This window comes from Archangium lansingense (assembly GCF_026626635.1).
In the GTDB taxonomy this organism is placed as follows: domain Bacteria; phylum Myxococcota; class Myxococcia; order Myxococcales; family Myxococcaceae; genus Archangium; species Archangium lansingense.
Genome location: NZ_JAPNKA010000001.1, coordinates 4,250,637 through 4,275,064, shown reverse-complemented (window position 1 = coordinate 4,275,064; position 24,428 = coordinate 4,250,637). Strand labels below are relative to the sequence as shown.

The 24,428-nt window shown below is 69.2% G+C and carries 15 protein-coding genes; 6 read left to right on the top strand and 9 right to left on the bottom strand.

The genetic code is table 11. From position 1 onward, the window contains the following. Positions 1-43 precede the first annotated feature (43 nt). The 6 genes from OV287_RS17465 to OV287_RS17440 form a co-directional block, all read right to left on the bottom strand. The gene (locus OV287_RS17465) at positions 44-2,830 is read right to left on the bottom strand and encodes a serine/threonine-protein kinase (protein ID WP_267535167.1); all 2,787 of its coding nucleotides are present in this window, start codon (positions 2,828-2,830) and stop codon (positions 44-46) included. 104 nt (positions 2,831-2,934) lie between these two features. After that, on the bottom strand, positions 2,935-6,891 hold the full coding sequence (locus tag OV287_RS17460; protein ID WP_267535166.1) for a serine/threonine-protein kinase: 3,957 nt from the start codon (positions 6,889-6,891) through the stop codon (positions 2,935-2,937). Between the two features lie 49 nt (positions 6,892-6,940). Beyond that, entirely contained in the window at positions 6,941-7,954 is a 1,014-nt protein-coding gene (locus tag OV287_RS17455; RefSeq protein ID WP_267535165.1) for a stage II sporulation protein M, read from the bottom strand. Positions 7,955-7,991: 37 nt separating this feature from the next. Then, positions 7,992-10,370 carry a FecR domain-containing protein gene (locus tag OV287_RS17450; RefSeq protein WP_267535164.1) on the bottom strand — a complete coding sequence of 793 codons (2,379 nt, stop codon included), beginning with the start codon at positions 10,368-10,370 and terminating at the stop codon, positions 7,992-7,994. Continuing rightward, entirely contained in the window at positions 10,348-11,646 is a 1,299-nt protein-coding gene (locus OV287_RS17445) for a serine/threonine-protein kinase (RefSeq protein WP_267535163.1), read from the bottom strand. Before OV287_RS17445 ends, OV287_RS17450 begins: the two co-directional genes overlap by 23 nt. Next, positions 11,646-13,508 carry an adenylate/guanylate cyclase domain-containing protein gene (locus tag OV287_RS17440; RefSeq protein WP_267535162.1) on the bottom strand — a complete coding sequence of 621 codons (1,863 nt, stop codon included), beginning with the start codon at positions 13,506-13,508 and terminating at the stop codon, positions 11,646-11,648. Before OV287_RS17440 ends, OV287_RS17445 begins: the two co-directional genes overlap by 1 nt. Positions 13,509-13,672: 164 nt before the next feature. On the opposite strand from OV287_RS17440, the gene OV287_RS17435 reads away from it, so the two are divergent. Then, the gene (locus OV287_RS17435) at positions 13,673-14,374 is read left to right on the top strand and encodes an expansin EXLX1 family cellulose-binding protein (RefSeq protein ID WP_267535161.1); all 702 of its coding nucleotides are present in this window, start codon (positions 13,673-13,675) and stop codon (positions 14,372-14,374) included. Between the two features lie 20 nt (positions 14,375-14,394). Further along, positions 14,395-16,974 carry a hypothetical protein gene (locus OV287_RS17430; protein ID WP_267535160.1) on the top strand — a complete coding sequence of 860 codons (2,580 nt, stop codon included), beginning with the start codon at positions 14,395-14,397 and terminating at the stop codon, positions 16,972-16,974. Here the strand turns inward: OV287_RS17430 and OV287_RS17425 are convergent, their stop codons facing one another. Beyond that, positions 16,975-18,108, bottom strand: coding sequence for a hypothetical protein (locus OV287_RS17425; RefSeq protein WP_267535159.1), 1,134 nt, complete (start codon positions 18,106-18,108; stop codon positions 16,975-16,977). 184 nt (positions 18,109-18,292) lie between these two features. Between OV287_RS17425 and OV287_RS17420 the strand changes: the two genes are divergently transcribed. Both OV287_RS17420 and OV287_RS17415 read left to right on the top strand, forming a co-directional pair. Next, positions 18,293-18,418 carry a hypothetical protein gene (locus tag OV287_RS17420; protein WP_267535158.1) on the top strand — a complete coding sequence of 42 codons (126 nt, stop codon included), beginning with the start codon at positions 18,293-18,295 and terminating at the stop codon, positions 18,416-18,418. Between the two features lie 25 nt (positions 18,419-18,443). Further along, positions 18,444-19,241 carry an RDD family protein gene (locus tag OV287_RS17415; protein WP_267535157.1) on the top strand — a complete coding sequence of 266 codons (798 nt, stop codon included), beginning with the start codon at positions 18,444-18,446 and terminating at the stop codon, positions 19,239-19,241. Between the two features lie 2 nt (positions 19,242-19,243). On the opposite strand, the gene OV287_RS17410 is transcribed toward OV287_RS17415, so the two are convergent. Next, positions 19,244-19,759: an outer membrane beta-barrel protein gene (locus OV287_RS17410; RefSeq protein ID WP_267535156.1), complete on the bottom strand. Its 516-nt coding sequence runs from the start codon at positions 19,757-19,759 to the stop codon at positions 19,244-19,246. A gap of 114 nt (positions 19,760-19,873) precedes the next feature. Between OV287_RS17410 and OV287_RS17405 the strand changes: the two genes are divergently transcribed. After that, a complete protein-coding gene (locus tag OV287_RS17405) occupies positions 19,874-20,929 on the top strand; it encodes a tetratricopeptide repeat protein (RefSeq protein ID WP_267535155.1) in 1,056 nt (351 codons plus the stop codon). A 33-nt stretch (positions 20,930-20,962) separates the two neighbouring features. Continuing rightward, positions 20,963-22,084, top strand: a complete 1,122-nt coding sequence (locus tag OV287_RS17400; RefSeq protein ID WP_267535154.1) for an FHA domain-containing protein — start codon at positions 20,963-20,965, stop codon at positions 22,082-22,084. 136 nt (positions 22,085-22,220) lie between these two features. On the opposite strand, the gene sctV is transcribed toward OV287_RS17400, so the two are convergent. Beyond that, positions 22,221-24,347 carry a type III secretion system export apparatus subunit SctV gene (gene sctV / locus OV287_RS17395; RefSeq protein ID WP_267535153.1) on the bottom strand — a complete coding sequence of 709 codons (2,127 nt, stop codon included), beginning with the start codon at positions 24,345-24,347 and terminating at the stop codon, positions 22,221-22,223. Positions 24,348-24,428: the final 81 nt, after the last annotated feature.

Genomic DNA, 24,428 nt, shown 5'->3' with positions numbered 1-24,428 from the left:
CGCGTTACCACTGTTCTGAAAACCAGCGCTGGCTGGCCAGTGCTCAGTTGGGGGCCTCGCCGCCGAAACCGCAGGCCAGGGCCCCATTCGCGCACTTCAACAGACCGGTCAGATCATGCCGCTTCAGGAACCGCTCGGCTGCCTGGAGATAGAAAGGGAGGGCCCGCTGCGGCTGCTGGCCAATCTGGAAGTGCGTGGCGAGTTCCAGCGGATCCGGATCTCCCATGCGCTCCAGCCACTCGCCCGCCAGCCGATGACCCGTGGGCCGGAGCGTGTCCGGCACGAGGCCGTAGGCGGCATCTCTCACCAGTGCGTGTCGGAAGCGATACTCGCCCGCCCCGGCGAAGCGTCCACCCTCCTGCGGCTCGATGAGCTCCTGCTCCACGAGCTGCCGCAGGTGGCGCTCCAGCACCTCGCCCACCAGGGGCTCCAGCAGGGACGCCACGCCTCCCCGCCAGAAGGTGCGGCCGAAGACGCTGGCCGCGAGCAGCACCTGCCGGGCGCCCGGCTCCATCCGCATCAGGCGCACCTGGAGCACCGCCAGCACCGTATCTGGCGCCTTCTCCCCTCGCGCCTCGGTCGCCATGCGGATGAGCTCTTCCAGGAAGAGCGCGTTGCCATCCGACAGCTCCACCACCTTGCGCACCACTTCCTCGGGTACCTCGGGTCCCAGTACCTCCCGCACCAGCTTCGCACCCGCCCTACGGCTCAGCCCGTTGAGCGGCAGTTCCTGCAGACGGCGAGACCACAGCCCGGGGAAGAGCTCCTTCACCTCCGGCCGCGCCAACGCCAGCACCATGAAGGGCTGCTCGGCCAACGCCCGCAGCGCCTCGTCCACCAGCTTCACGGTGAGCGCGTCACTCCAGTGCAGGTCCTCCAGCACCAGCAGCACCGGCTGGCGGGAGCACTCGGCTTCCAGGAAGGCCAGCAGGGCCCGGCCTACCTGCGTGCTCATCAACAGCGGATCGCTCCGCGCCGCCTGCAGTTGGAGTCGGCCCTCATCGGGGAAGGGCACGGCGCACAGCTCACCCAGGAGCTCCGCGACCTCCCTCGCCACCACCTTTGGCAGATGCAGGGCCACACGCTGGTACAGCCGCACCCGGCGCGTCTCCAGGCTCTCGCCCTCGACGATTCCGCAGAGCTGTCTCAGCGCCTGGCCCAGCAAGCCGTACGAGGCTCCCGCGCTCATCGGGTCTCCGCGCCCATGCAGCACCAGCGGCTTCTGCTCGCGCTGCTCCAGCCGTCGGAGGAACTCGTGGCGCAGCCGCGACTTGCCGGCTCCGGCCGGAGCCGTCACCAGCAGGGCCCTCGCCGCGGGCTCCTCGATGGTGGCGTTGAGCGAGAAATCCAGCAGGGCCAGCTCCTGCTCCCGGCCCACGCACGGCGTGGGCTTGCCCAGCAGCGGACGCGAGGCATCGGCCCCCTGCTGCTCGCCTTGCAGCAGGAAGGCGCCCGAGTCGAGACGTGACAACTGGAAGCCTGGCCCGAGCAGGCCCGCGGTCACCTCGTCGAGCACCACGGAGGAGGACGCGGGCATGCGCTCCAACTGGCGCAGCAGCCGCCCCGCCCTGTCCATGGCCTCGCCCACCGGCAGCCGCTCGTTGAACACGCCCAGGCCCGTGGTCAGCACCACCGAGGCCTCCGGCCAGCGCTCCTTGAAGGTGAGGGCACAGCGCGCCGCCAGCGCCGCCTGGTCCGTCGCGGTGCCGCGCTCGGGCACCAGCGTGGCCACCAGCGAGCCGTCCGCCAGCAGCTCCACCCGGGCCCCGTATGCCGAGAGCGTCGTGCGCAACGAGTCGCGCAGGGCGACGCCAGAGTCCCAATCCGGCGTCTCCTCATTCAGGGCCACGGAGCCAAAGGACGCCAGCAGGACGCTGACGAGCTTCTGCTCGGCGCCCGCCATGGAGTGGAGGCGCAGCTCCGTCTCGATTCTCGGCACCAGCAGCTCGGGCACCGACTCCAGCGCCCCGATGGCCTTCAACAGGTTGTCGGCATCGGGCAGCCGCCACTTCGGGTCCTTGGCCAGCATCCGGTCCACCAGCACCTGCAGTCCCGAGGGCAGGCCGGGGCGTAGCGTGTGTAGCGGAGCCGGCTCGGCGAAGAGAATCTTGGCCAGTGCGGCGGCGAAGTGCGGAGCCTCGAAGGGCGGCTTGCCCGTGAGGCACTCGTACAGCACACAACCCAGCGAGAAGATGTCCGCGGCAGGGGGAATCTCCGGCTGGCTCGAGGCCTGCTCCGGTGCCATGTAGCCCGGGGTGCCCACCACCGTGCCAATGCCCGTCACGCCCAGCAACGAGGGGACGGCTTGCCGCGCCAGTCCGAAGTCCAACACCACCGCGTCCTCGGGACGGCTCGCCCGCAGGAAGAGGTTGGAGGGTTTGATGTCACGGTGGACGATGCCCTGCCGGTGGGCCGCCGTCAGAGCCTCGGTGGCGCGGCGCAGCAACAACAAGGTCTCGGACACGCTCAGCGGCTGGCGGATCAGACGCCGTGCCAGGTCCTCCCCCTCGAGCCACTCCATGGCCAGGAAGGGCTGCTCCCCATCCGCGGTGCCATGCGCCACGTAGGAGACAATGCCAGGGTGGTTCAGTCCAGCGAGCAGCACGGCCTCGCGATTGAAGCGCATGGCCGCCTGCTGGGACGTGAGGGCATGCAACAGTTTGAGGGCCACGGTCTGGCCCGTGGAGCGGTCCCTGGCTCGGTAGACAGTGCCCATGCCTCCGCGCCCAGCCAGGTCCTCGATGGCGAAACGGCCGGCGATGAGCATCCCCCGCGAGTGAGGCCCAGGTGTGGAGCCCGGCGGAGTTGGAGCCGTCTTGTCACTATCCATGGTGTACGTCGGGCCCCCGATGACCGGCTGCGAATCACCCCCGAGGGTGCGTGAGGCCCCTCGGACAGGTCATGAAAATACCACAGCCCGCCCGGGAACCGCGGCTACGCAGCGGCTTCGCCCCAGCGTCGGCGGGCCAGTTCGAGGGCCCGGGCATTCTCGGGCACCTGGCTCAGGAAGCGCTCGCGGGCAGCGGGATGGGGGATGTCCTGGGCGCGAATCCGCACGCACCGCGAAGCCTCGCGAAGGGCCGCCTCCCCCACGCTGTCATCACCCATCAGGAAGCAGGCCTCCGCCAGCGCCAGGTGCATCCCCACGGCATGCACACCCGCGCCGCCCATCCGCGCCAACTCCTCGAGTCCCCGCTCCGCCACTTGCCGGGCCTCGCCCGCACGCCCCTGGGCGAGCAACAGGGAGCCCAGGAACCTTCGGGCAAAGAGCAGGTAGGTTGGGAACGGCACCAGCAGCTCGCAGGCCTCGAGCACCAGCGTCTCCGCCTCCCGCTGCTGGCCACGGCCGGCCGCGACCTTCGCCAGCACCAGCAGGGTCTGTCCCTGGTGCAGATAGTTGGGCGTCGCCTCCTTCCGGCCCTCGAGAGCCAGCGCCTCTGCCTCGTCCCGCCAGGCCGCCTCGGCTCCATCGGCCAGCACCAGGGCCAGGTGGAGCCGGGCATAGCCGATGGGGTACTTCTGCCGATCCTGCCGCCGGGCGATGGACAGGCCCTCGCGCAGCAGCGTCACGCCCCTGGCCGTCTCTCCCAGTGCCACGAGCGCCAGTCCCCCGACGCCGTGCGTCGCGACCGAGCTGAACTCCGCCCCCACCTCCCGGAACGCGTGAGTGCCCCGCTCCGCCCGGTCGAAGGCCTGCCACGGCATGGGCTCGAAGAAGTACTCGAAGAAGCCATGCGTGCAGCACATCCAGCCCAGCGCCAGCCCATCGCGGGTTCCGTCTCCCACGTCGACCATGCGAGCCCGGAAGTTGGAGGCCAGCTCGCGCGCGCCACACCAGATGGTGATGTTGGAGAGGAAGGAGAGCGCCTCGGTGTACGCCGCCATGGCCTCCGCGTCCGGCGTGGTGCGCATGAGGAGCAGGGCCAGCTCGGCCACGTACTCCTGCCTCCCGCTCTGGGCGCCTCCGCCGATCAGCCCACACATCAGCTTGCACCACGAGGCACTCCCCGCCCGCATCTCGGGCAGGACCGCACGGCCCAGCTCGTAGCAGCCCGTGAAGTCCTCCTCCCAGAAAGCCACCGTGGCCTGGAGCGCACGCAGCGGGATGAGGGCCTTGCCGTCACCACCACAAGCCAGGGCCGACTCCACGCACCGGCCCATTCCCTGGAGGTCGTACCGCTCCAGGAGCCGCTCGGCGGCCCGGGTGTAGAAGTGGACGGCGCGCTGAGGCTGTTGGCCGAGCTGGTAGTGCGTGGCGAGCTCCAGCGGATCCGGCTCCCCCACGTGCTCCAGCCACTCGCCCGCCAGCCGGTGGCATACCGGCCGATGGCTATCGGGCACCAGGCCGTAGGCTGCATCGCCCAGCAAGGCGTGATGGAAGCGGTACTCGGGCACACCGCGGAAGCGCCCATCGGACAGCGGCTCGATGAGCTCCTGCTCCACGAGCAGTTGCAGGTAGCGCTCCAGCGTCTCCCCCACGCTCTGCCCCACCAGGGCCGCCACGCCCCCCGGCCAGAAGTTGCGGCCGAAGACGCTGCCCGCCAGCAGCACCTGCCGAAGCCCAGGCTCCATCCGCGTCAGGCGCGCCTGGAGCACCGCGAGCACCGTCTCCGGAGCCCCCTCCCCTCTCCCCTCGGACTCCATGCGGATGAGCTCTTCCAGGAAGAGCGCGTTGCCGTCCGACTGCTCCACCACCCTGCGCACCACGTCCTCGGGCACCTCGGATCCCAGCACTTCCCGCACCAGCTTCGCGCCCGCTTTGCGGCTCAGACCATTGAGCGGCACCTCCTGCAAGCGGCGAGACCACAGCCCGGGGAAGAGCTCCTTCACCTCCGGCCGTGCCAACGCCAGCACCATGAAGGGCTGCTCGACCAGTGCTCGCAGGGCCTCGTCCACCAGCATCACGGTGAGCGCGTCACTCCAGTGCAGATCCTCCAGCATCAGCAACACCGGCTGATGGGCGCACTCCGCCGTCAGGAAGGCCACCAGGGCCCGGCCCACCTGCGTGCTCATCAGAAATGGATCGCTGCGCGCCGCCTGCAGCCGGGGGCTGTCCCCCTCGGGGAAGGGTACGGCGCACAACTCCCCGAGGAACTCCACCACCTCCCGGGACTCCTCCGAGGGCAGGTGCAGGGCCACTCGCTGGCGCAGCCGCATGCGGCGCGTCTCCAGGCTCTCGCCCTCGACGATTCCGCAGAGCTGCCGCAACGCCTGGCCCAACAAGCCGTACGAGGCCCCCGCGCTCATCGGGTCTCCGCGCCCCAGCAGCACCAGCGGCTGTTGCTCCCGCCGCTCCAGCCGTCGCAGGAACTCGTGGCGCAGCCGCGACTTGCCCACTCCGGCCGGTGCCGTCACCAGCATCGCCCGGGCCGCGGGCTCCTCGATGCAGGCGTTGAGCGAGAACTCCAGCAGGGCAAGCTCCTGCTCTCGGCCCACGCATGGAGTGGGCTTGCCCAGCAGCGGACGCGAGGCATCAGCACCCAGGTGCTCGCCTTGCAGCAGGAAAGCGCCCGAGTCCAGGCGCGAGAGCTGGAAGCCCGGCCCGAGCAGGCCCGCCGTGACATCGTCCATCACCACGGAGGAGGACGAAGGCATCTGCTCGAGCTGGCGCAGCAGCCGCCCCGCCCTGTCCATGGCCTCGCCCACCGGCAGCCGCTCGTTGAAAACGCCCAGGCCCGTGGTCAGCACCACCGCGGCCTCGGGCCAGCGCTCCTTGAAGGTGAGGGCACAGCGCGCCGCCAGCGCTGCCTGGTCCGTCGCGGAGCCGCGCTCGGGCACCAGCGTGGCCACCAGCGAACCACCCGCCAGCAGCTCCACCCGGGCGCCGTAGGCCGAGAGCTCCGCGCGCAACGTGTCCCGCTGCTCGCCCCCCCAATGCAAATCCACCGTCTCCGCTTCGCGGGCCACGGGGTGGTGGGACACCATCAAGACGCTGGCGAGCTGCTGCTCGGCCCCTTCCAGACTGACGGGGCGCTGGTCCGTCTCGGCGTGAGGAAGCAGCACCTCCGGCACCGGCTCCAGCTCCGCGAGCGCCTTCAGCAGGCTGTCGGCATCGGACAGCCGCCGCTTCGGATCCTTGACCAACATCCGGTCCACCAGCACCTGGAGTGCCGAGGGAAGACCGGGGCGCAGCGCGTACAGGCGAGCGGGCTCGGCGAAGAGAATCTTGGCCAGCACGGCGGCGAAGTGCGGAGCCGCGAAGGGAGGCCGGCCCGTGAGGCACTCGTACAGCACGCAGCCCAGCGAGAAGATGTCGGAGGCGGGCGGAATCTCCAGCTCGCTGGAGGCCTGCTCCGGCGCCATGTAGCCCGGAGTGCCCACCACCGCGCCAGTGCCTGTCACGCCCATCAACGAGGGCTCAGCCTGCCGGGCCAGTCCAAAGTCCAGCACCACCACGTCCTCGGGCTTGCCCCCGCGAAGGAAGAGGTTGGAGGGCTTGAGGTCGCGGTGAACGATGCCGTGCTGGTGGGCCACGCTCAGCGCCTCGGCGGCGCAGCGCAGCAGTGACACCACCTCGGGCAGACGCAGGGGCTCGCGCAGCAGGCGTTGCGCCAGATCCTCCCCCTCGAGCCACTCCATGGCCAGGTAGTGCTGGCCGCTCTCGAGGGAACCATGCGCGACGTAGGAAACGATGCCGGGGTGGCTCAGCCCCGCGAGCAGCACGGCCTCGCGATGGAAGCGATGGGTCGTCTCGGGCGACGTGGCGGCATGCAGCAGCTTGAGGGCCACGGGCCGGCCCGTGGTGGAATCGCTGGCGCGGTAGACCGAGCCCATACCTCCGCGTCCAGCCAGATGCTCGAGGGTGAATCGGCCCGCGATGAGCGTGCCCTGCTGCGCGGTCCCAGCGGGAGGCCTCGGCGGAGAAGGATCCGTCTTGTCGCTGCTGTCCATGGGGGGCGGAAATAACCTATCACATCCCCAACGCTTCATCCGCCCCTGGCTACCGGGCGCCACCCTCCGTACTGGCGGCAGCACTGCGCGCCCCGCGCATCCAGTCCGAGCACAGATAGGCGTAGACGCCCGCACCCACGGTCAAAGCGAAGGACACCTTGAAGAGCACCGACAGCTTCGGTGGGTGGATCTGCGAGATGGTGCCCTCGATGAAGCCCGCGAGCACGAAGAGGGCAAGCGTGCCAAAGAGGAGCTTCACCGCACGCACGGCCTCCTGACGCAAGGCGATACCCCGAGGGAGCCCCCGAGGCGCCACCTGTCCCCGGGCGATGACGAAGCCCGCCGCGCCCGCGATGCAGATGGCCGTTATCTCCGGAATGCCGTGGGGGAGGATCCACGCCCAGAACCAGCCAGCCATGCCCTTGGCCGTGTACACCTGCGCGAGCGCGCCCAGCATCAGGCCGTTGAAGAAGAGCATCAGCGCAGTGCCCACGCCCGCGGTGATGCCCAGCGCGAAGGCGAGGAACGCCACCTCGATGTTGTGCGTGAAGAGGAAGGTGGAGAACGAGGCCTGCTCCTGCGCGGACATCCCCTCGCCCGCGGCCTCCTTGGCGGCACGCTCGAGGGGGTCCAGGCTCAGGTGGTCCGCGGGGACGAGGTAGGGGGCCGCGTCTGGGTCCACCATCATGCCCAGGTACCCGAAGCCCAGGCCCGCGAGGAAGAGGAGCAGCGAGGCCGCGTACATGCGCCACTCCTGGCGCATCAGCGCGGGGAAGCCGCGAGCGACGAAGCCCCACACGTCCGACCACCTCGGGCGCTGACCCGGGTAGGTGATGGCGTAGGCGCGGCCCACCAGGTCATTGAGGTACTCGCTCACGTCGGCCGAGCCGCTGCGGGCGCGAACCCAGAGCAGATCGCTGGAGACGGCGCGGTACAGCTTGCCCAGAGAGCGGGCCTCCTCCAGCTCGAGCGCGCGCAGACCCCGCCCCTCGGCTTTGTCGAGCAAGGACTCCAGCTGCTGCCAGCGCGGCCGCCGCGCCTCGATGAACTCGGGCATCTCCATGAGAGGAGACTCTAAGCCATTGGCGGGCTGTTCGTGACTACTGAGGCAGCAGCGCCCCAAAGCCGGACCAGCCGAGAGTCAGCTGCCCGCTCCAACCACCCCAGATGCGCGCCCCGTCCGGGCCGAAACCTCGGCGCACCGAGGTGCCCAGCTCAATGCCCCCGAGCTTCAGACGCGCCCCTACTCCGGCCGCCAGGCCCACCGGACCGGGCTCCCGGGGCGTGGCGTCCAGCAACGCATCGAGCTCGGCCCCGAGCGACAGCATCGGCAGGGGCAGGAACCAGACCTGATAGGCACTGTCCCAGGTGGCCTGCGCCGCGCCCGGCCGGAGGGCATAGGCCTGGCTGGTGGAGAACGCCCAGCGGTCGCGACGCATCCCCGCGAGCAGGGCCGGACGCAGCCGCAGCCCCCGCGCCTCCTCGTCGAAGCTGGAGCCCGCGAAGGTGCCATCGAAGGCCAGCAGCACACGGAAGTCTGGATGATCCGTCAGCCGCACCCGCCCCGACAGCGAGGCGGACAGCGCCGTCGCGGGCAGACCGTCCGCCGCGCCGTTGCCCAGCAGCACACCGGGACGCATCGCCACCACCGTGCCAAAAGCCACGCGCTCGGACACTCGCCCTTCCACGGCGAGGGTGGTGCGCCCGCGGGCCACGTCCACGCGCTCCGAGTCCAGCCCGGGCTGCACGCGCAGCTCGAAGAGCCAGGCCTGCGGCAGGAAGGCCGTGGGCAATGGAGCCGCTTCCACCAGGCCGCCCGAGGGAGAGCCCAACATCGGCATCAGTGCCACTTCCGCCTCAGAAGAGGACTTCTCGACGGGCTCGGGCTCCACGGCCACCACCACCGGCGGAGCCTGCTCCATGGGCGCGAGCGCGTTGACCTGCTGGACGGGCGTATCACCCCAGAGAGCCTCCACCGAGGCCACGCGCTCGCCGCCACGCATCCCCGGCAGCGCACGCGTCAGCAGCGAGCCATCCGACTGACGCTGGAGCGGCTCCTCCACCTGGGTGCCATGCAGCCCGCGCAGCTTCAGCGCGGCGAAGGGGCCCTCCAGCGGCTTGCCCTGCTCGTCGAACACCAGGACCTTCACTCGGAACGCGCCGGCCACGGGCTCGACGTCCACGTCCACGCGGGGCGGCACCACCGTGAGCGTCAGCTTCTCCGAACGGGCGTCGGGAACGCCGCGCGGCAGCAGCTCCAACGTGTGCGTGCCCACGCTCTCCACCCGCACCGGGTGCGTCGTAGGGGCACCATCGAGACGAAAGTCCAGCGATTCGGCACCTTCCACCGCGAAGTCCAGCCGCAGCGCGCCCCGGATGCCCTGAGGCCCCACCGTGCCCCGCTCCGTCTTCACGCGCATCACCTCCACCTGACGCACGGCGGACGCCTTACCCACCAGGCCCGTTGCGTCCACGGCGCGCACCCTCGCGAAGTACTTGCCGGGTGCCAGCGCGCGGGCCATGGACTTCAGGGTCTCCTGCCCCGCCTGCACCGTCTCCCCATGCACCCGGTCGTTGAAACGCTCGTCACGCGCGAGCTCCACCCGGTACGACGCAGCGTCCTTCACGGGCGCCCACGCCAGCTCCTCGTCCACGCCCTTGTCGTCCAGCAGCAGCCGCACCGAGCGCACCCCGCCCGCCCACTTCGGTGACTCGGGCAGTGGGCGCGGCTTCTCGGGCATCTTCCCCTTCTCCACACGCGTGCCATGGTCCTTGGGCACCTGGACGTTCTGCCCCTGAGCGCTCACTTCGGCCTGGCCGTCGTAGACGGAGACGCGGCTCATCTGCTGCGCGTCCACCCCAACGAGGAGATCCTTCGAGCGCGCGGCCACCGTCGCCGCCGGCATCTGCACGCCTACGGGCTCGCCTCGCAACTCCGCCAGCGAGACACTCAGCTCGCCCTGCAACAGCTCCACCGCGCCGGACTTCTTCACCTTGTCGGCCGCCTTGGCCGCCTGGCCGTAGATGACGACGAGCGCGTTCTCGTTCATCTGCAGCCGCGTCAGGTCACGGAAGGTGACCTCGGCGCCGGCCTCGCGCAGCGTGTTGACGGAGTCCAGCCGCCACAGGCCCTGGCCGGTGTTCGCCTGGAGCCACTCCACCTTGCCGGCCCGCTTCGAGTTGACCTCGGGCCTGATGAAAGTGAGGCGCGCATCTGGGTCGCCCTTGATGCGCAGCACCGTGCCCGGCGTGAGCACATGAGGCGGTGCCCCCATCTTGTTGAGCGCGTGCAGCTTCGCGGAGCCGACGGTCGCGTCGCCAAAGACCTTGCGGGCCACGCTGCCGCACGTGTCCCCAGGCTGCACCACGTACACGTCGTCATCCGACTGCTTCGGAGCCTCGGCCCGCGACACGGCGGGGAGGCACAACACCAGGACGAGCGCCGTGACGAGTCCTCTAGCGCTTGAGCTTCTGAGCACGCGACACCTTCCGGGTCAGATCCATCGGATCGAGCGGCAGGGGGACGAAGTCGAACAGTCCACCCTCGAGTGCGCCCGTCACCAGGTCCCAGTCATCCGCGGGACCACACAGCAGAACAGGAGGAGAGCCCGGGCGCGCGGCCAGGGTCCTCGCCCAGGCGAGCGACTCGCGCCCATCCGCGACGACAAGCAGCGCGCCGAAGGCGTGCCAGGGCTCTGTCTCCGAGGCCACCCACGCCTGGAATCCACACGCGGCGAGCGACATCACCAACGTGTTCGCGGCGGCGTCCTGGTGCCTGGGAGCCAACACGGCCACGGGCGCGCCACCGGCCACGGGCTTGGGCACAGGAACCTCGTGCTGCATCCGCCCGAGCCCCCGCTCCGACTTCTTTCCCTCGCCCCGCTTCTTCGGCAGCGGGGGCGGCCCCACCGGCTCGGAGAGCACGGCCAGCAGTTCCTGGCGCATGGAGGCAGCATCGGGCGGACGCGACTCGGGCAGCTTCTCCATCGCCTTGCGCACCAGGGACTCCAGGCGCTCGGGCAGCGAGAGGTCCGGCCGTACCTCGTGGAACGAGGGCACCGGCTTGTAGAGGTGTGCGGCGACCACCTCTGCCGAGGACATCACCGGGAAGGGAGGAAACCCGGTGAGCAGCTCGTAGAGCACGCACCCCAGGGAGTACAGGTCGCTGCGCCCGTCCGTCTGCCGCCCGCGCATCTGCTCCGGGGACATGAAGCCCGGTGTGCCCACGGACATGCCCTCCTGGGTGAGGCGCGCGTGCAGCTCGCCGCTGAGCGCCGCCAGGCCGAAGTCGAGCACCTTCACACGCTCGCCGCCCGGATGGGGCTCCAGGAAGAGGTTCGCGGGCTTGAGATCCCGGTGAATGATGCCGAGCGCGTGCGCGGCCTCCAGCACCTCCAGCACCTGCACGGCCAGCCCCACCGCGCGAGACACCGGCAGCGAGCCCTCGCGCATCACCAGGGAGTCCACCGTCTCGCCGGACACCAACTCCATGGCGAGGAAGAGGAAGCCGGAGTCGAGCCCGTAGTCGTACACCTCCACGGTGCCCGGGTGGCGAAGTCGGGCCAGCACCTGGGCCTCGCGCTGGAAACGCTCGGTGAAGCCGGGAGCGCTGGCGATGTGCGGATGCATCACCTTGAGGGCCACGTGGCGGCCCAGGCCGAGTTGCTCCGCCTCGAAGACCGCGCCCATGCCCCCCTTGCCGAGCGCTCGCAGGACGCGGAAGCGCTCACCGACGACCGTGCCCACTTCGAGCATCAGAGTGGCACCTCGAAGATGCGGGTGGCCGCGGTGCGGCCGTGGAGCTGGCGCTCACCGGCGGGAACCAGCTCCACGCCGCTGTCACCGATGCGCTCGCGCGTGGCCTCGCTGACGAGAATCTGCCCCGGCTGGGCCATGGACTCGATGCGCGCGGCCACGTTCACGGTGTCACCGATGACGGTGTACTCCATGCGTTTCTCGCTGCCGACGTTGCCCGCCACCGCGGGGCCGGTGTGGATACCGATGGCGAGCTGGATCTCGATGCCCCAGCGCGCGCGCCAGCGGCGGTTGCCCACGTCGAGCCAGCGCCGCAGGTCCTCGGCCGCCTGCACCGCGCGCAGCGCGTCGTCCGGGTGCGACTGGGGCGAGCCCCACACCGCCATGACGCAGTCGCCGATGAACTTGTCGATGATGCCCCCGCGCCGCTGGATGATTTCGGTGGCGAAGGTGAACAGCTCGTTGAGCAGCGCGACGATGGTTTCCGGCGGCTGGGACTCGGACAGCTTGGTGAAGCCCACCACGTCGGCGAAGAGGATGGTGACCTCGCGGCGCTCGCCACCGAGCCGGAGCTGCTCCGGGTTCGACACCACCAGGTCCACCACATCGGGAGACAGGTAGCGGCTGAGGGCCGCGCGCACCTGCGTCTGGGTGACGACCTCGCGCTCCTTGGCCTCCAGTGTGACGGCCATGCTGTCGAAGGCGCGGCCCAGAGTGCCCAGCTCGTCCCCGCGCCGGGTAACGCGCTCGCTCACACCGCGGAAGGTGCGCTCGGCGAGGGCCCGCGTCGCAGCCACGAGCTCGCGGATGGGCTGGGTGAGCTGCCGGGCCCCGAACAGGCCCACCGCCAAGGCAACCAGCACGGCCAGGGCGAGCGCGAAGAGGATAGACCTGCGCATCGCCGACAGCGACGCGTACACCACGGACTGGGGCTGCTGCACAGCCACCGCCCAGCCCCGCTCGGAGAGGGTCTCCAGCGAGCCGACCATCTCCTCTCCGTCAAGCTGGAAGTCCGAGATAGCGACCATGTCGGTGTCGAAGGAGGAGTCGCCGCTGAGCGCCTTGAAGAGGCCATGCCGGGACAGATCCTCGCGAGCAGCCACCCGGGCGAGGTCCCCGTGGAGCACGAGCCGACGCTCGCGATCCACGACGAAGACATTCTCGCGTGAGCCAAGGAACTTCTCGCTGAGCTCGCCCAACAGCTCGCACAGGTCACGGAGCTTCACCAGGGTACCAAGCACGGCACGTACGGAGCCGTCGTCACGGACGATGGGGAAGAAAGCCTCGAGCACTGGCTCCCCCTGCGCGTTCGTGTGCACTCGCTGGATGACGAGTTTGCCGTTGGAGGCACGAAGGGCCTCGAGGAGTGCGGGCTCCAACCGGGAGGGCATCCGCGGATCCGGCACCTCCTCGGCCTTCACGGTGGTGACGCTCTGGCCACTCGGGGCGTAGAGCGTGACGAAGTCGATGCCGCGCAGCGCCGCCACCCGGGAGCCGGCGAGGGCGTAGCGCGTGGCATCATCGCCCAGCCCGGGCCCGAAGAGGATTGTAGAGATGTCCTCGAGGTCTTGCTCGACACGAGCCAGCCCGCTCCGGACGGTCCGCTGCACGTCCCAGACGATGGCGCGGTGCTGGTGGCGAACGGTCTCCGTGAGGGCGACCACGTTGGCATCCATCATCACCCAGCCCAGACCCCCCAGGGTTGGCAACGCACAGAGCAGGATGAGGAGGAACAGGCGAATGAAAAGCGGGAGACCTCGCGGGGCCGCTGGGGTGCCCTTCTCCCCGGTGGGAGGAGGAGGCGCCTCCGTGCCACGCTCCGCGCTGCGAGTCTCCACTACGGGGACAGGGTTCGCCGCCATCGGGAGCCCGGCTTATCACTCTGGGTAGGTGCGGAGCGAGCCCCGAGCCGCTAACCCCCGCCCGGTCCCTCTCCGGGGGGACGCTCCTGGAGCAAGCAGCCGGGCGCCGCCGCTCGGACGCGTTACACTCCCGTCCCCCTTCCCCGCTGAGAGGAGATCCAGCCATGCGCATCGAGAAGCCCGCTCCCGTCCGTCTGCTCGCGGCGATCCTGCTCCCGCTGCTGACGGCCTGTGGCCCCACCGACCCCACCGGGGCCCTGAAAGCCCTCGGCGAGTACCAGGACGGCCTCATCACCTTCTATGACGCGGATGGCTCGGGCAATTGCAGCTTCCAGCCCAGCCCCGGGAACATGGACGTAGCCGCGATGAACATCGGCCAGTACGAGAACAGCGCGGTGTGCGGCTCGTGCGTGGAGATCGAGGGCCCCAAGGGCAACCTGCGCGTGCGCATCGTGGACTCCTGCCCCGACTGCCCCACCCGGGGCCACCTGGACCTCAGCCGCTCGGCCTTCGAGAAGATCGCCGACCCCGTCGCCGGCCGCGTGAATGTGCGCTGGCGCATGGTGACGTGCGACGTGCAGGGCCCCGTCCGCTACCACCTCAAGGACGGCAGCTCGCAGTGGTGGACCGCCATCCAGGTGCTCAACCACCGCATGCCCGTGACGAAGCTCGAATACTGGAAGAACGGCGCCTGGGTGAACGTCAAGCGCGAGAGCTACAACTACTTCGTCGAGCCCGCGGGCATGGGCACCGGCGCCCTCAAGGTGCGGGTGACGGCCTCGGACGGGCAGACGCTGGAGGACACGCTGCCTGGAGCGAACTCCAACGCGACCTACGACGGGGCGGCCCAGTTCAAGGCAGGCTGAAAAAGTGAAATAATGGGGCCATGAGCCTGTCGGCACAGGGGGCCGTGGTCTCACCCATCGCGCAACGCCGTTTCGAGCTGGTCACTCAGCTGTACGGACGCGTGTCCGAGCTGTTGCGGCTGGAGCCGGGGCGGCTGCGCTTCTCGCTGGGGGTGTCGCTGGCGGAGCTGCGGCTGCCCTTCCACATCACTCCGGAGACCGCCGCGCTCTTTACCCAGGGCGCGAGGCAGCTCGCGGTGATGTTGCTGTCGAGGCATCGGGAGCTGCTCTCCACCGGGGAGTTCGATCGCTTCCTGCTGGTGGAGGAGTACTCCACCCTGCCCCCGCTGCCACCGACGCTGTCGCCCGGTACGGGAGGCCCGGACACGCGAGCCACCGCGGACCTGGCCACGCTCACGCACCCGCTGCTCACTGGCGGGGTGATGGCGGCCTGGCTGGGGCCGGGGGGTGGAGGACGCTCGCTCGTGGCATTGGTCATCGAGCTGATGCGGCGGGCCTTCGCGGAGATGAAGGAATCGCGCGGGCGAGAGGAGACGCCGGCCCTGGTGGCGCTGATGCTGTCCTCGCTGCTGCCGAGCGTGGAGGGAGCGCTGCGCACGCTGGACCTGCCGGCCACGGTGCAGCGGCAGTTGATAACGGGCGCGACCACCGGCCTGTACCTTGCGCTGCGACTGGGGGTGGAGCGAGCGGTGCGAGAGGCCCAGCCCTCCGAGGAGCTGGCCACGCGTATCGAGTCGGCGCTGGGGCCCATGGCGGTGCTGGGAGGTACGAAGCTGCTGCTGACAGGAGGCTCCACGCTCTACGGCTGCGAGCTGCTGGCCGGAGTCCCGGACGAGGAGAAGCTGGTGGCGCAGTACCCCGGCGGCCTGCCGGTGGACACGGTGCGGGCCACGCTGGAGCAGGTGCTCTCGAAAGACGAAGTGCTGGCGCGCAAGGCCGAGCTGGCGGTGGGCGTGAGCGCCCTGCGCGAGTCGCTGGTGCGCGCGGTGCGCCTGGGTGAAGGCGGCGGCTTCCAGGCGGCCCTGACGCAGTACCTGCGGGAGCTCGCCACACGCCCCGCTCAACTGACGGCCCTGCTCGCCGATGACAAGGAACGCAAGCATCTGGTGAAGGAGCTGCGGACCTACACAGAGACGCTGAAGGGCTCCTCGGCCGAGGCGCTGAACGATCTGGCCGCCCGCCTCAAGGAGTATTCGGTCAAGGAGCCCGCGGCGGCCGCTGGGCTCTCTCGCGCCAAGGCCCAGACCAGCTACGCGAGGGCCGCCACGGCGTTCGTCTGCGACCTGTGGCTGGAGCGCACCTTGTTCCCGCTGCGGCGCATGATGGAGCCGCGCACCGGAGAGGAGGTGGAGGGAGGGCTGGAGGCAGAGTACCAGGCCGGGCGGCTCTACCTGCTCTCCACGAAGCCGGGGCCGCTGCTGCGCTCGGCGGTGAGCGCCCCGGTGGCGCACCTGTTCGTGGACGTGAAGGACTTCACCCGACGCACGCAGCTGCTCGGCGGCGCGGCGATGGCGGACTTCCTGCGGCGGGAGTTCTACCTCCCCATCCTCGCCGACGCGAAGGCGCTGTACGGGGGCATGTCACAGCTCTCCGACAAGGGAGGCGTCTCGGTCAACAACCTGCTGGGAGACGCGCTCTCGCTGAGCGGGACGGTGGATCGACTGGTGACGCTCGCGGTGGGAATCCGCCGCCAGCTCGTGTCCTACGAGAAGCGCCTTGCCCAGGCCATCTCCCGCGAGCAGGTGGAAGCAGGGCTGAAGGCCATCGAGGAGGAGTACGAGCGCAAGCTGCAAGCGGCCCGACCGGGGGTGCGAGCCATCATCCAGAGGGAGAAGGAAGCAGCGTTGGCGCGAGGCCGAGGTGAGGGCCTGGAGGCAGGGGTGTTCGTCTCATACGGCCCGGCGCCGCTGGTCGTCACCCTGGAGGACGACGTGTTCGGCCTCTCCAAGGTGGCGATCGCGGACCGCATCAACGAGAGCGCCCGAGGCACGGCGCGCTCGGGGGCGGCGCGGGCGAAGGCGGACGCGCTGCTCACGCAGGAGCGGCAGCGGCGAGGCAATCCCCATCTGGCCCATCCCTGGCTGGTGTTCGTAGGCGCGCCGCTGTCGGTGCAGGTGCCCTACTCCGCCGAAGCCGAGGCCCGAGCGGCGCTGAAGGCGGGCGATATGGAGAGGGCGAGGCGGGCGCTGGAGCAGTCGCTGCGGGACGCGCTGGAGGACGCCGCGAAGCAAGGGGAGAACGCGCCGGGAGACATCTACAACGCGGGCGTGGCGGTCTCTGAGGAGACGCTGCTGGCCTACCAGGAGACGGTGGGGGATCAGCGGTTCTTCTGCCAGTTCGAGGCGGCGCCGGAGACGCTGCATCCGGACCTCCACCAGCGCTACTTCTTCCCGCCCGAGCCCCTGAGACTGACGGTGGGCTTCCACCCAACCGGAGAGCTGGCTGAGGTGTTCCGGTACGTCGGCCGGGTGATGTTCAAGGGACTCGAGCGGAAGGGGGGAATGGGCGTCTGGGAGCTGGTGGACGAGCACGGCGTGGGCCGGCTCTTCGCACGGCACCACGCCTCGGAGTGGCTCCGGGCCCACTGGCGGGCGGCCTGACTACAGCCGCTGCAGGGAGAAGCGCGAGCGGACCTTCGTGCCGCCCATGCCGCCCATGGCCTGCTCGATGACCTGGGTACCCTCGATGCGGACGAGCCGGCCGGCCGCCACGTCGAAGCCGCTGGTCGCATCCACGTCCACCTTCATGCCCATGGCCGAGCCCGCGCCGCCGCCCTTGCCGGGCATGCCGCCGCCCATGTTCATGCCGCCGCCCATGTTCATGCCGCCCATGCCGCCCATGTTCATGCCGCCCATGGCCTGAGCGGAACCACCCTCGTCCTCGGCACCGGACTCCTGCTCAGCCGCGCCAGCCGCCCCCTCTTCGGCAGGAGCCGCGGCCTTCTGGGCCACGGTGGTGCGCAGCTGGGCCAGGTTGTTCTCGATCTCGGAGAGGGTCATCGCCATGGCGCCCATGGGCGTGGCCACCTCGTAGCGGCCGCCCGGCGCCATGTCGCCATCGGGAAGCACCATCATCTCGAAGAGCTGCTTCGGGAGGACGTCCACGGAGGGATCCTCCTCCTTGATCTTCACGGCCTTGAGCGCCGGCGGCGGAGCCTTCTTCTCCTCCATGGCCAGGGAGACGGTGCCGCTCTTCGGGTCCACGGCGGCCACCACGTCGACGCGCGTGTCGCCCGCGGTCATCGAGGCGCTGGCGCCCCGGGGCCCCGCCTGCACGTTGTGCACGCCCACCACGGTGCGGCCTTCCTGGATGTAGACCGTCACCATCTTGAAGAACTTCGCGTTGCCCTTGCGGTCCACCTCGGCCTTCACCCTCTTCGCCGCGGCGGGAATCTTGTCGAGGGTGGTGACGCGCTTGTCCCCGCCGATCAGCTCCATCTTCTCCAGGGTGAGCTCCACCTCGGCCGTACCGTCCGGGCGCACCGCGAGCACCTTCTGGCTGAAGATCGACTGGACCCTCATGCGGACGTTCATGCCGCCCTTGCCCATGTCCATCCCGGGCATCTGCATGCCGCCCATACCGCCGGGCATCTTCATCTCGACGGTCGAGTCATCCTCATATTGGAAGCGATGCACATCGCCCTTCTTCCACTGATAGTTCAGCTCCACGGCGGAAGCGGAGCCAGAGGCGAACAGGGCCAGAGCAGCAGCAAGACTGCGCGAACAGAAACGCATGAAAAATCCCCCTCCCAGGGGATGGCGGACCAGGGGTCCACTCCGTTCAGCATTGTTGAAGGTGGCACTCAGGACGTCGTGCCAACGGAATTATTCTGTGCGCCACGCATGCTGGTGGGGCCACCTCCTGGCGAACTGGGCCAACTCCCGAGGGTGGCTGCAACCCTCGCCGACAGGGCCTCTCATGCATTGGGAGTACACGGACTTCTACATGCAGGAGTACCTGGAGCAGAGCGTCGAGGGCTATGAGCCCTGGAGGGAGACCGTGCAGCGAATCCTCAACGAGAAGACATCCCGCTGGGCGGGATAGGCCCACTCTGGCCTAGACTGGGACCGTGACGGACACGCCCGACACCCTCCTCGACGGCACCCACACCGTGCTCACGCCCGAGTACGTGGAGTTTCGCTTCACGCTCGCGGGCCTCTACGCGCGCTTCCTCGCGTGGCTGATCGACGCGCTCATCGTCTCGGGCATCACGGTCGGGCTCGTCATCGCGCTGAGCATGGCGGGGTTCGCCTTGGCCGGCTTCGCCAGCGCGCTGGGGTTCGTCCTCTACTTCCTGGTGGACTGGGGGTATGGCATCGCCCTGGAGACGGCCTGGAGCGGGCAGACGGTGGGCAAGCGGGTGATGGGCCTGCGCGTCATCCAGCAGAGCGGCGTGCGCATCGGCTTCTATCACGCGGCGCTGCGCAACCTGGCGCGGCCGGTGGACAGGCTGCCCTTCTTCTATCTGGTGGGCGGAGTGACGGCGCTGCTGTCCGGCGCACACCAACGGCTGGGGGACATGCTGGCCGGCACCATCGTGGTGCGCGAGCGCCGCCTCAAGGCGCCCTCGGCCCTGGGAGGGCTGGGAGGCGAGGGACTGCTGGCGGATCCCCTCTTCGTCTCCCGGGTGAAGCGCTTGAGCGCCGAGGCGCGGGAGCTGGTGCTCTCCGCGGCCCTGCGGCGCGAAGAGCTGCGGATGGAGGCCCGGCTGCGCCTCTTCTCCGCGCTCGGCACGAAGCTGCAGGAGTTGCTGGCCCTGGAGAAGCCGGCCCACCTCTCGGACGAGAAGTGGACGCTGCTGGTGGCCGCCGCCCTGCTGCCCTCCCCCGGTGAGAAGCCCGGGGGCACGGCGCGCGCGGTGGCCTAGGACTAGAAGTAGACGGCCGTGCCCGCGGACAGGATGAGCGACGTCTGCAACCGCTCCGTCAGCGACAGGTAGGTGTTGAACTGCGCCCGGGCCCCCAGGCTGATGGAGTCGGACACGAAGATTTCGATGCCCGCGTTGGGCCCGATACCGAAGAAGTTCGAGTCCCCCTGAGGCTTGAAGACGTGCAGGTAGCTCAGGTCCGCGCCCAGGTAGGGCCGGATGCCCTCCTCCAGGAAGAGGTAGCGGACGCCGAGCGACGGGGCCAGGCCCACCACCCGCTGTCCGCTGATCGGATCCATGGGGAAGCCGATCTTCGTCAGCGAGACGACCTCGAAGCCGCTCTCGATGTACATGCTGGCATCGAAGCCGATGAACACGGTGCTGTTGAGGCTGGCCGTGTTGTTGAAGTTCATGTAGCCCAGCGACAGACCGAGGCTGCGGTTGGCGAACTGGGCGTGCGAGGGAGCGGCCGCGAAGAGGGAGACCAGGAAGCCGAGAGCGAGCAGAAACGAGCGCATGGGGCCAGACTCTAGCGCCCTCGGGGCGATGGCTAAACCTCTGAAACCGCATGGGATCCCCTGGCCGGGGGCGTTGATCCTGGTGGGGTGCCTCTCCTACACTCCCGACCCGTCATGCCTTCCCTCCGATCCGCGCTCGCCATCCCCCTGCTCCTGGCCACCAGTTGCATCACCACCCCGCCTCCGGGCGACCGGGCCCTCGTCAACAACGAGCTGTGCACGCAGGAGCTCGCCAAGGGGGACCTCAAGCAGGCCGAGGTGTATTGCGACCTGGGGTTGCAGTTCGCGCCCCAGTACGCGGACCTGTGGTCCAACAAGGGCCTCATCGCCATGTACTCGGGGGACAAGAAGAAGGCGAAGGAGCACTTCATCAAGGCCATCCGCTTCAACCAGGAGCACGCGGCCTCGTACATGAACCTCGGCAAGCTGTACCTGGACGCGGGCGACAACGGGCAGGCGCACGACAGCTTCCAGCGCGCGCTGAAGGTCAACCCGGACTACACCGAGGCCCGCTACAACCTGGCGCTCACCTTCATCAACCTGAATCAGCTCGACAAGGCGGAGAAGGAGTTCCTCACCCTGCTCGCGGTGGACCCCAACGTCGCCCAGGCCCACCATGACCTGGGAGTCGTCAAGTACCAGCAGGGCGCCAAGGACGAGGCCGCGGCGAAGATGGCCAAGGCCGTGCAGCTCGCCCCCAACCTGAGCCCGGAGTGGTGGAACGACCTGGGCGCGGTGGAGATGGAGCTGGCCCGCTATGACGATGCCGTGAATTCTTTCGGCAGCTGTGTGGCCCTCAAGCCGGACCACCCGGTGTGTATGAACAACCTGAGCATCGCCAAGCGCAAGGCGTCGCTCTCGAGCTCGGCCCTCAAGCAGTTCCGCGACACGCAGAAGGCGGAGAACAGCCCGGAGTCCCTCTTCATCCTGGCGCGCAAGTACAAGGACGAGGGCCTGCTGTCCGACGAGGAGCGCACCTACAAGGACTGCCTCAAGCGGGACGGCAAGTACGCGCCCTGCCACTACGGCCTGTTCGAGATCTACTCCACCAGCCAGAAGCGCCAGCACGCCGAGGTTGCGTGCAAGAACTTCCTCAAGTACGGCTCGGTGGAGGAGTTCCCCACGGAGTCGGAGACGTGCGAGAAGTTCCTCAGCGCGCAGTCGTACTAGCGCCCCGGACCCTCGCATTCCCCCGCCATCGCGATGAGCGTCAGGCTAACGGTCAAGCAGAGCAGTGAAGCCGGTGGCAAGCCCACCGAGTTCGTCCTGGACGATGCCGTCATCACCCTGGGCCGTGACAAGGCCTGCCAGGTGGTGTTGGCACAGCAGGCCGTGTCGCGCAGTCACGCCCGCATCACCCAGGAGGGCAACCTCTTCTTCCTGGAGGACCTGGGCAGTGCGTACGGCACGCAGGTCAACGGCAAGCAGCTGCCGAAGGGAGAGAAGCGGCTGCTGCGCAACGGTGACGTGATCGTCATCGCCCAGTTCGACGTGCGCTTCGACAAGGTGGCGGAGCTGCCGCACGACGTGGAGTCGCAGAAGACGTCCTTCGTTGCTCGCAACATGGTGAAGGACGTGATGCGGGGCCTGTCCGGTGGCGAGGAGCGCTACCTGCGGGTGATGAACGGTCCGCGCGAGGGCGAGCGCCTGGAGGTCAACGACGCGCAGGAGTTCATCATCGGCCGGGACGACTCGGCGGACGTGGTCTTCCGGGACGACCTCATCTCGCGCCAGCACGTGAAGGTGCGGCGCGACTGGTCCGGCACGCACGTGGAGGACCTGGGCAGCCGCAACGGCATCAAGGTCAACCGCAAGCGGACGAACCGCAAGACGCTGAAGGACGGTGACGAGCTGGAGGTAGGTGGCGTCCGCTTCGTCTACGTGTGCCCGTCCGAGGCGCCCGAGGAGCAGTCCGAGGCCCTGTCCGTGCCTATAGTCGCCTCCACCTCGGAGAACTCATCCAGCTCGACGCATCCGCTGCCGGCCGCGCGCGAGCGCACCTCCTCGGTGAAGCGTTCCGCGACGTCCACCGAGAAGCCCGCGGAAGCGGAAGCAGAGCCCGAGCAGGAGGCTGAGGCCAGCAGCAGCGAGCCCGCCGCCGAAGAGCCCGCTGCGGCGCCGGCGGAGCAGGAAGCAGCCGCCGAGCCGGAGCCGCCGGTGGAGGAGCCCGTGCGGCCGGCGCCCCCGCCGCCTGTGAGACGGACCGAGCCGGAGGACGACGTCTCCGACGAGAAGGACATCAAGCGCTACATCCCGCTGGTGGCGCTGGGAGTCATCTTCCTGATGGCGGTGGGAGTGCTGATCGCCCTGTTCGTCGGCGCCTGAGCGACGCCCTCTGCCGTAGGGCCTGCGGAGGTGCGCCCCTGGGAACCCGCGCTGACACGCAGCCACTTCCCCGTCACCATTTCCCCGCGGCAATTTCCCCTCTCCCGAGGGGAGAGGGGACATACACGGGACCCCTCTAGCGGATGGAGATACGAGCCACCGGCTGGATGTTCAGCTCCGGCGACAGCTCCTGGAAGCTGACGACGGAGAAGGGCGGGTTGAACTCGTACTCGAGCAGCTTGCGCACGTAGCGACGGATGTCCATCGCGGTGAGGATGACGGGGCGCTGGGCGCTGGGCGGCAGGTGGCCACACTCGGACTTCACGGCCTGGACGATCTCCTGGGCGATGTCCGGCTCCAGGGCGAGGTGGGTGCCCGCGGAAGTGCGCTTGATGGAGCCGCGGATGGCCTCCTCGATCTGCGGATCCAACAGGTAGACCACCAGGGTGCCGGTGCCGCGCGCGAACTTGTGGGACACGTAGCGCCGCAGGCTGGAGCGCACGTGCTCGGTGAGCATCACGTTGTCGGCCTCGACCTGGCCGTACTCGGCGAGGGCCTGGAGGATGCCGCGCAGGTCGCGGATGGAGATCTCCTCCTCCACGAGGCGCCCGAGGATGTCCGTGAGCTTGAGCACGGTGACAACCTTGGGGACCACTTCCTTCACGATGGCGGGGAAGGCCTTCTCCAGCTGGTCGAGCATCGACTGCGTCTCCTGGACGCCGATGAACTCGCGCGCCTGGCGGCGCAGCACCGCGGCCAGGTGGAGGATGATGTAGCCGGGCACATCCCAGGTGGTGAGGCCGGCCGCCTCGAGCGTGGCCTTGTGGTGCTCGGGCACCCACGCCGCGGCCTGGCGGGTAGCGGGGTTGACCGCCTCGAAGCCCTGGATGTTCATCAGCTTCAGGCGCTCCACCGTGTCGTTGACGAGCACATGGCCGATGGTGGCCTGGCCCGTCACCACGGGGACTTCGTTGATTTGAATCTGGTACGCGCCGGGAGGCAGGTTCGAGTTGCCGCGAGCGCGCACGCCCGGGAAGCGCACACCCATCTCCACGAAGAGGCCGTCGCGCATGAAGGGGATGAGCTCGAAGAGGAACTTGCCGTTGTCCTGGCGCGAGTCCACGAAGGGCACCAGGGCGTCGGAGACCTCCAGCACGATGGGCGTGACGACGGGGATGAAGAGCTCGGAGTCCGGGTTGATGGCCTCCTTGGGCTGCGGCTCGGTAGCCGCGGGCGTCTCCCCCTCGGGCGTCTCCCCAGCGGTGAGGCCCGCTGCATCGCCCGCCGCCACCTCCTTCTCCTTCTTCATCATCGACCAGGCGCCGTAGCCGGCTCCGGCCGCCAGCAGGAAGAACGGAATCTTGGGCAGGCCGGGGATGAGGCCGAGCGCCAGGAGCATGCCCGCGGCGATGGCGATGGCCTTCGGGTAGGCGGTGAGCTGAGCGCCCACGTCATGGCCGAGGTGGTTGCCCTCCTCGTCGCCGCCGACGCGCGTCACGATGATACCGGCGCAGGTGGAGATGAGGATGGCGGGAATCATTCCCACCAGACCGTCACCGATGGTGAGCAGCGTGTACTTCGCCGCCGCGGCCCCCACCTCCATGCCCTTCTGCATCACGCCGATGACGAGGCCACCGACGATGTTGATGACGGTGATGATGATGCTGGCGATGGCGTCGCCCTTGACGAACTTCATCGCGCCGTCCATGGCGCCGAAGAGCTGGCTCTCGCGCTCCAGGTCGCGGCGCTTGCGCTTGCCCTCGTCCTGGTCGATGGAGCCGGCGCGCAGGTCCGCGTCGATGGACATCTGCTTGCCGGGCATGGCGTCCAGGGTGAAGCGCGCGGCCACTTCGGCGACGCGCTCGCTGCCCTTGGAGATGACGATGAAGTTGACGATGACGAGGATGACGAAGATGACCAGACCGACGACCAGGTTGCCCGCCACCACGAAGTGACCGAAGGCCTCGACCACCTCGCCCGGATCACCCGTGAGCAGGATGAGGCGCGTCGTGGAGATGGTGAGCGCCAGCCGGTACATCGTGGTGATGAGCAGCAGTGTCGGGAACACCGACAACCGCAGCGCCTGGGGGACGTACAGGGAGATGAGCAGCAGCACCACCGAGATGCTGATGTTCAGGGTGAGCAGCACGTCCAGCAGCATCGGCGGCAGCGGGACGATCATCATCCCGATGATGGCCACCACCACGCAGGCCAGGACGATGTCGGAGTACTTGGACAGGAAGCTGTTGCTCTGGGCGGACATTCAGTCCGCAATCCTAGCGAGACCCGGTTGGTTTCCCAAGCCTCCGTCCCACTCCCCCTGCCCCGCCGGACGCGACCAGCA

Excerpts from the sequence above, each read along its gene's own strand:
- OV287_RS17465 (WP_267535167.1), bottom strand. The coding sequence starts at position 2,830 with ATGGATAGTGACAAGACGGCTCCAACTCCGCCGGGCTCCACACCTGGG.
- OV287_RS17460 (WP_267535166.1), bottom strand. The coding sequence starts at position 6,891 with ATGGACAGCAGCGACAAGACGGATCCTTCTCCGCCGAGGCCTCCCGCT.
- OV287_RS17455 (WP_267535165.1), bottom strand. The coding sequence starts at position 7,954 with ATGGAGATGCCCGAGTTCATCGAGGCGCGGCGGCCGCGCTGGCAGCAG.
- OV287_RS17445 (WP_267535163.1), bottom strand. The coding sequence starts at position 11,646 with ATGCTCGAAGTGGGCACGGTCGTCGGTGAGCGCTTCCGCGTCCTGCGA.
- OV287_RS17440 (WP_267535162.1), bottom strand. The coding sequence starts at position 13,508 with ATGGCGGCGAACCCTGTCCCCGTAGTGGAGACTCGCAGCGCGGAGCGT.
- OV287_RS17435 (WP_267535161.1), top strand. The coding sequence starts at position 13,673 with ATGCGCATCGAGAAGCCCGCTCCCGTCCGTCTGCTCGCGGCGATCCTG.
- OV287_RS17430 (WP_267535160.1), top strand. The coding sequence starts at position 14,395 with ATGAGCCTGTCGGCACAGGGGGCCGTGGTCTCACCCATCGCGCAACGC.
- OV287_RS17425 (WP_267535159.1), bottom strand. The coding sequence starts at position 18,108 with ATGCGTTTCTGTTCGCGCAGTCTTGCTGCTGCTCTGGCCCTGTTCGCC.
- OV287_RS17420 (WP_267535158.1), top strand. The coding sequence starts at position 18,293 with ATGCATTGGGAGTACACGGACTTCTACATGCAGGAGTACCTGGAGCAG.
- OV287_RS17410 (WP_267535156.1), bottom strand. The coding sequence starts at position 19,759 with ATGCGCTCGTTTCTGCTCGCTCTCGGCTTCCTGGTCTCCCTCTTCGCG.
- OV287_RS17405 (WP_267535155.1), top strand. The coding sequence starts at position 19,874 with ATGCCTTCCCTCCGATCCGCGCTCGCCATCCCCCTGCTCCTGGCCACC.
- OV287_RS17400 (WP_267535154.1), top strand. The coding sequence starts at position 20,963 with ATGAGCGTCAGGCTAACGGTCAAGCAGAGCAGTGAAGCCGGTGGCAAG.
- sctV (WP_267535153.1), bottom strand. The coding sequence starts at position 24,347 with ATGTCCGCCCAGAGCAACAGCTTCCTGTCCAAGTACTCCGACATCGTC.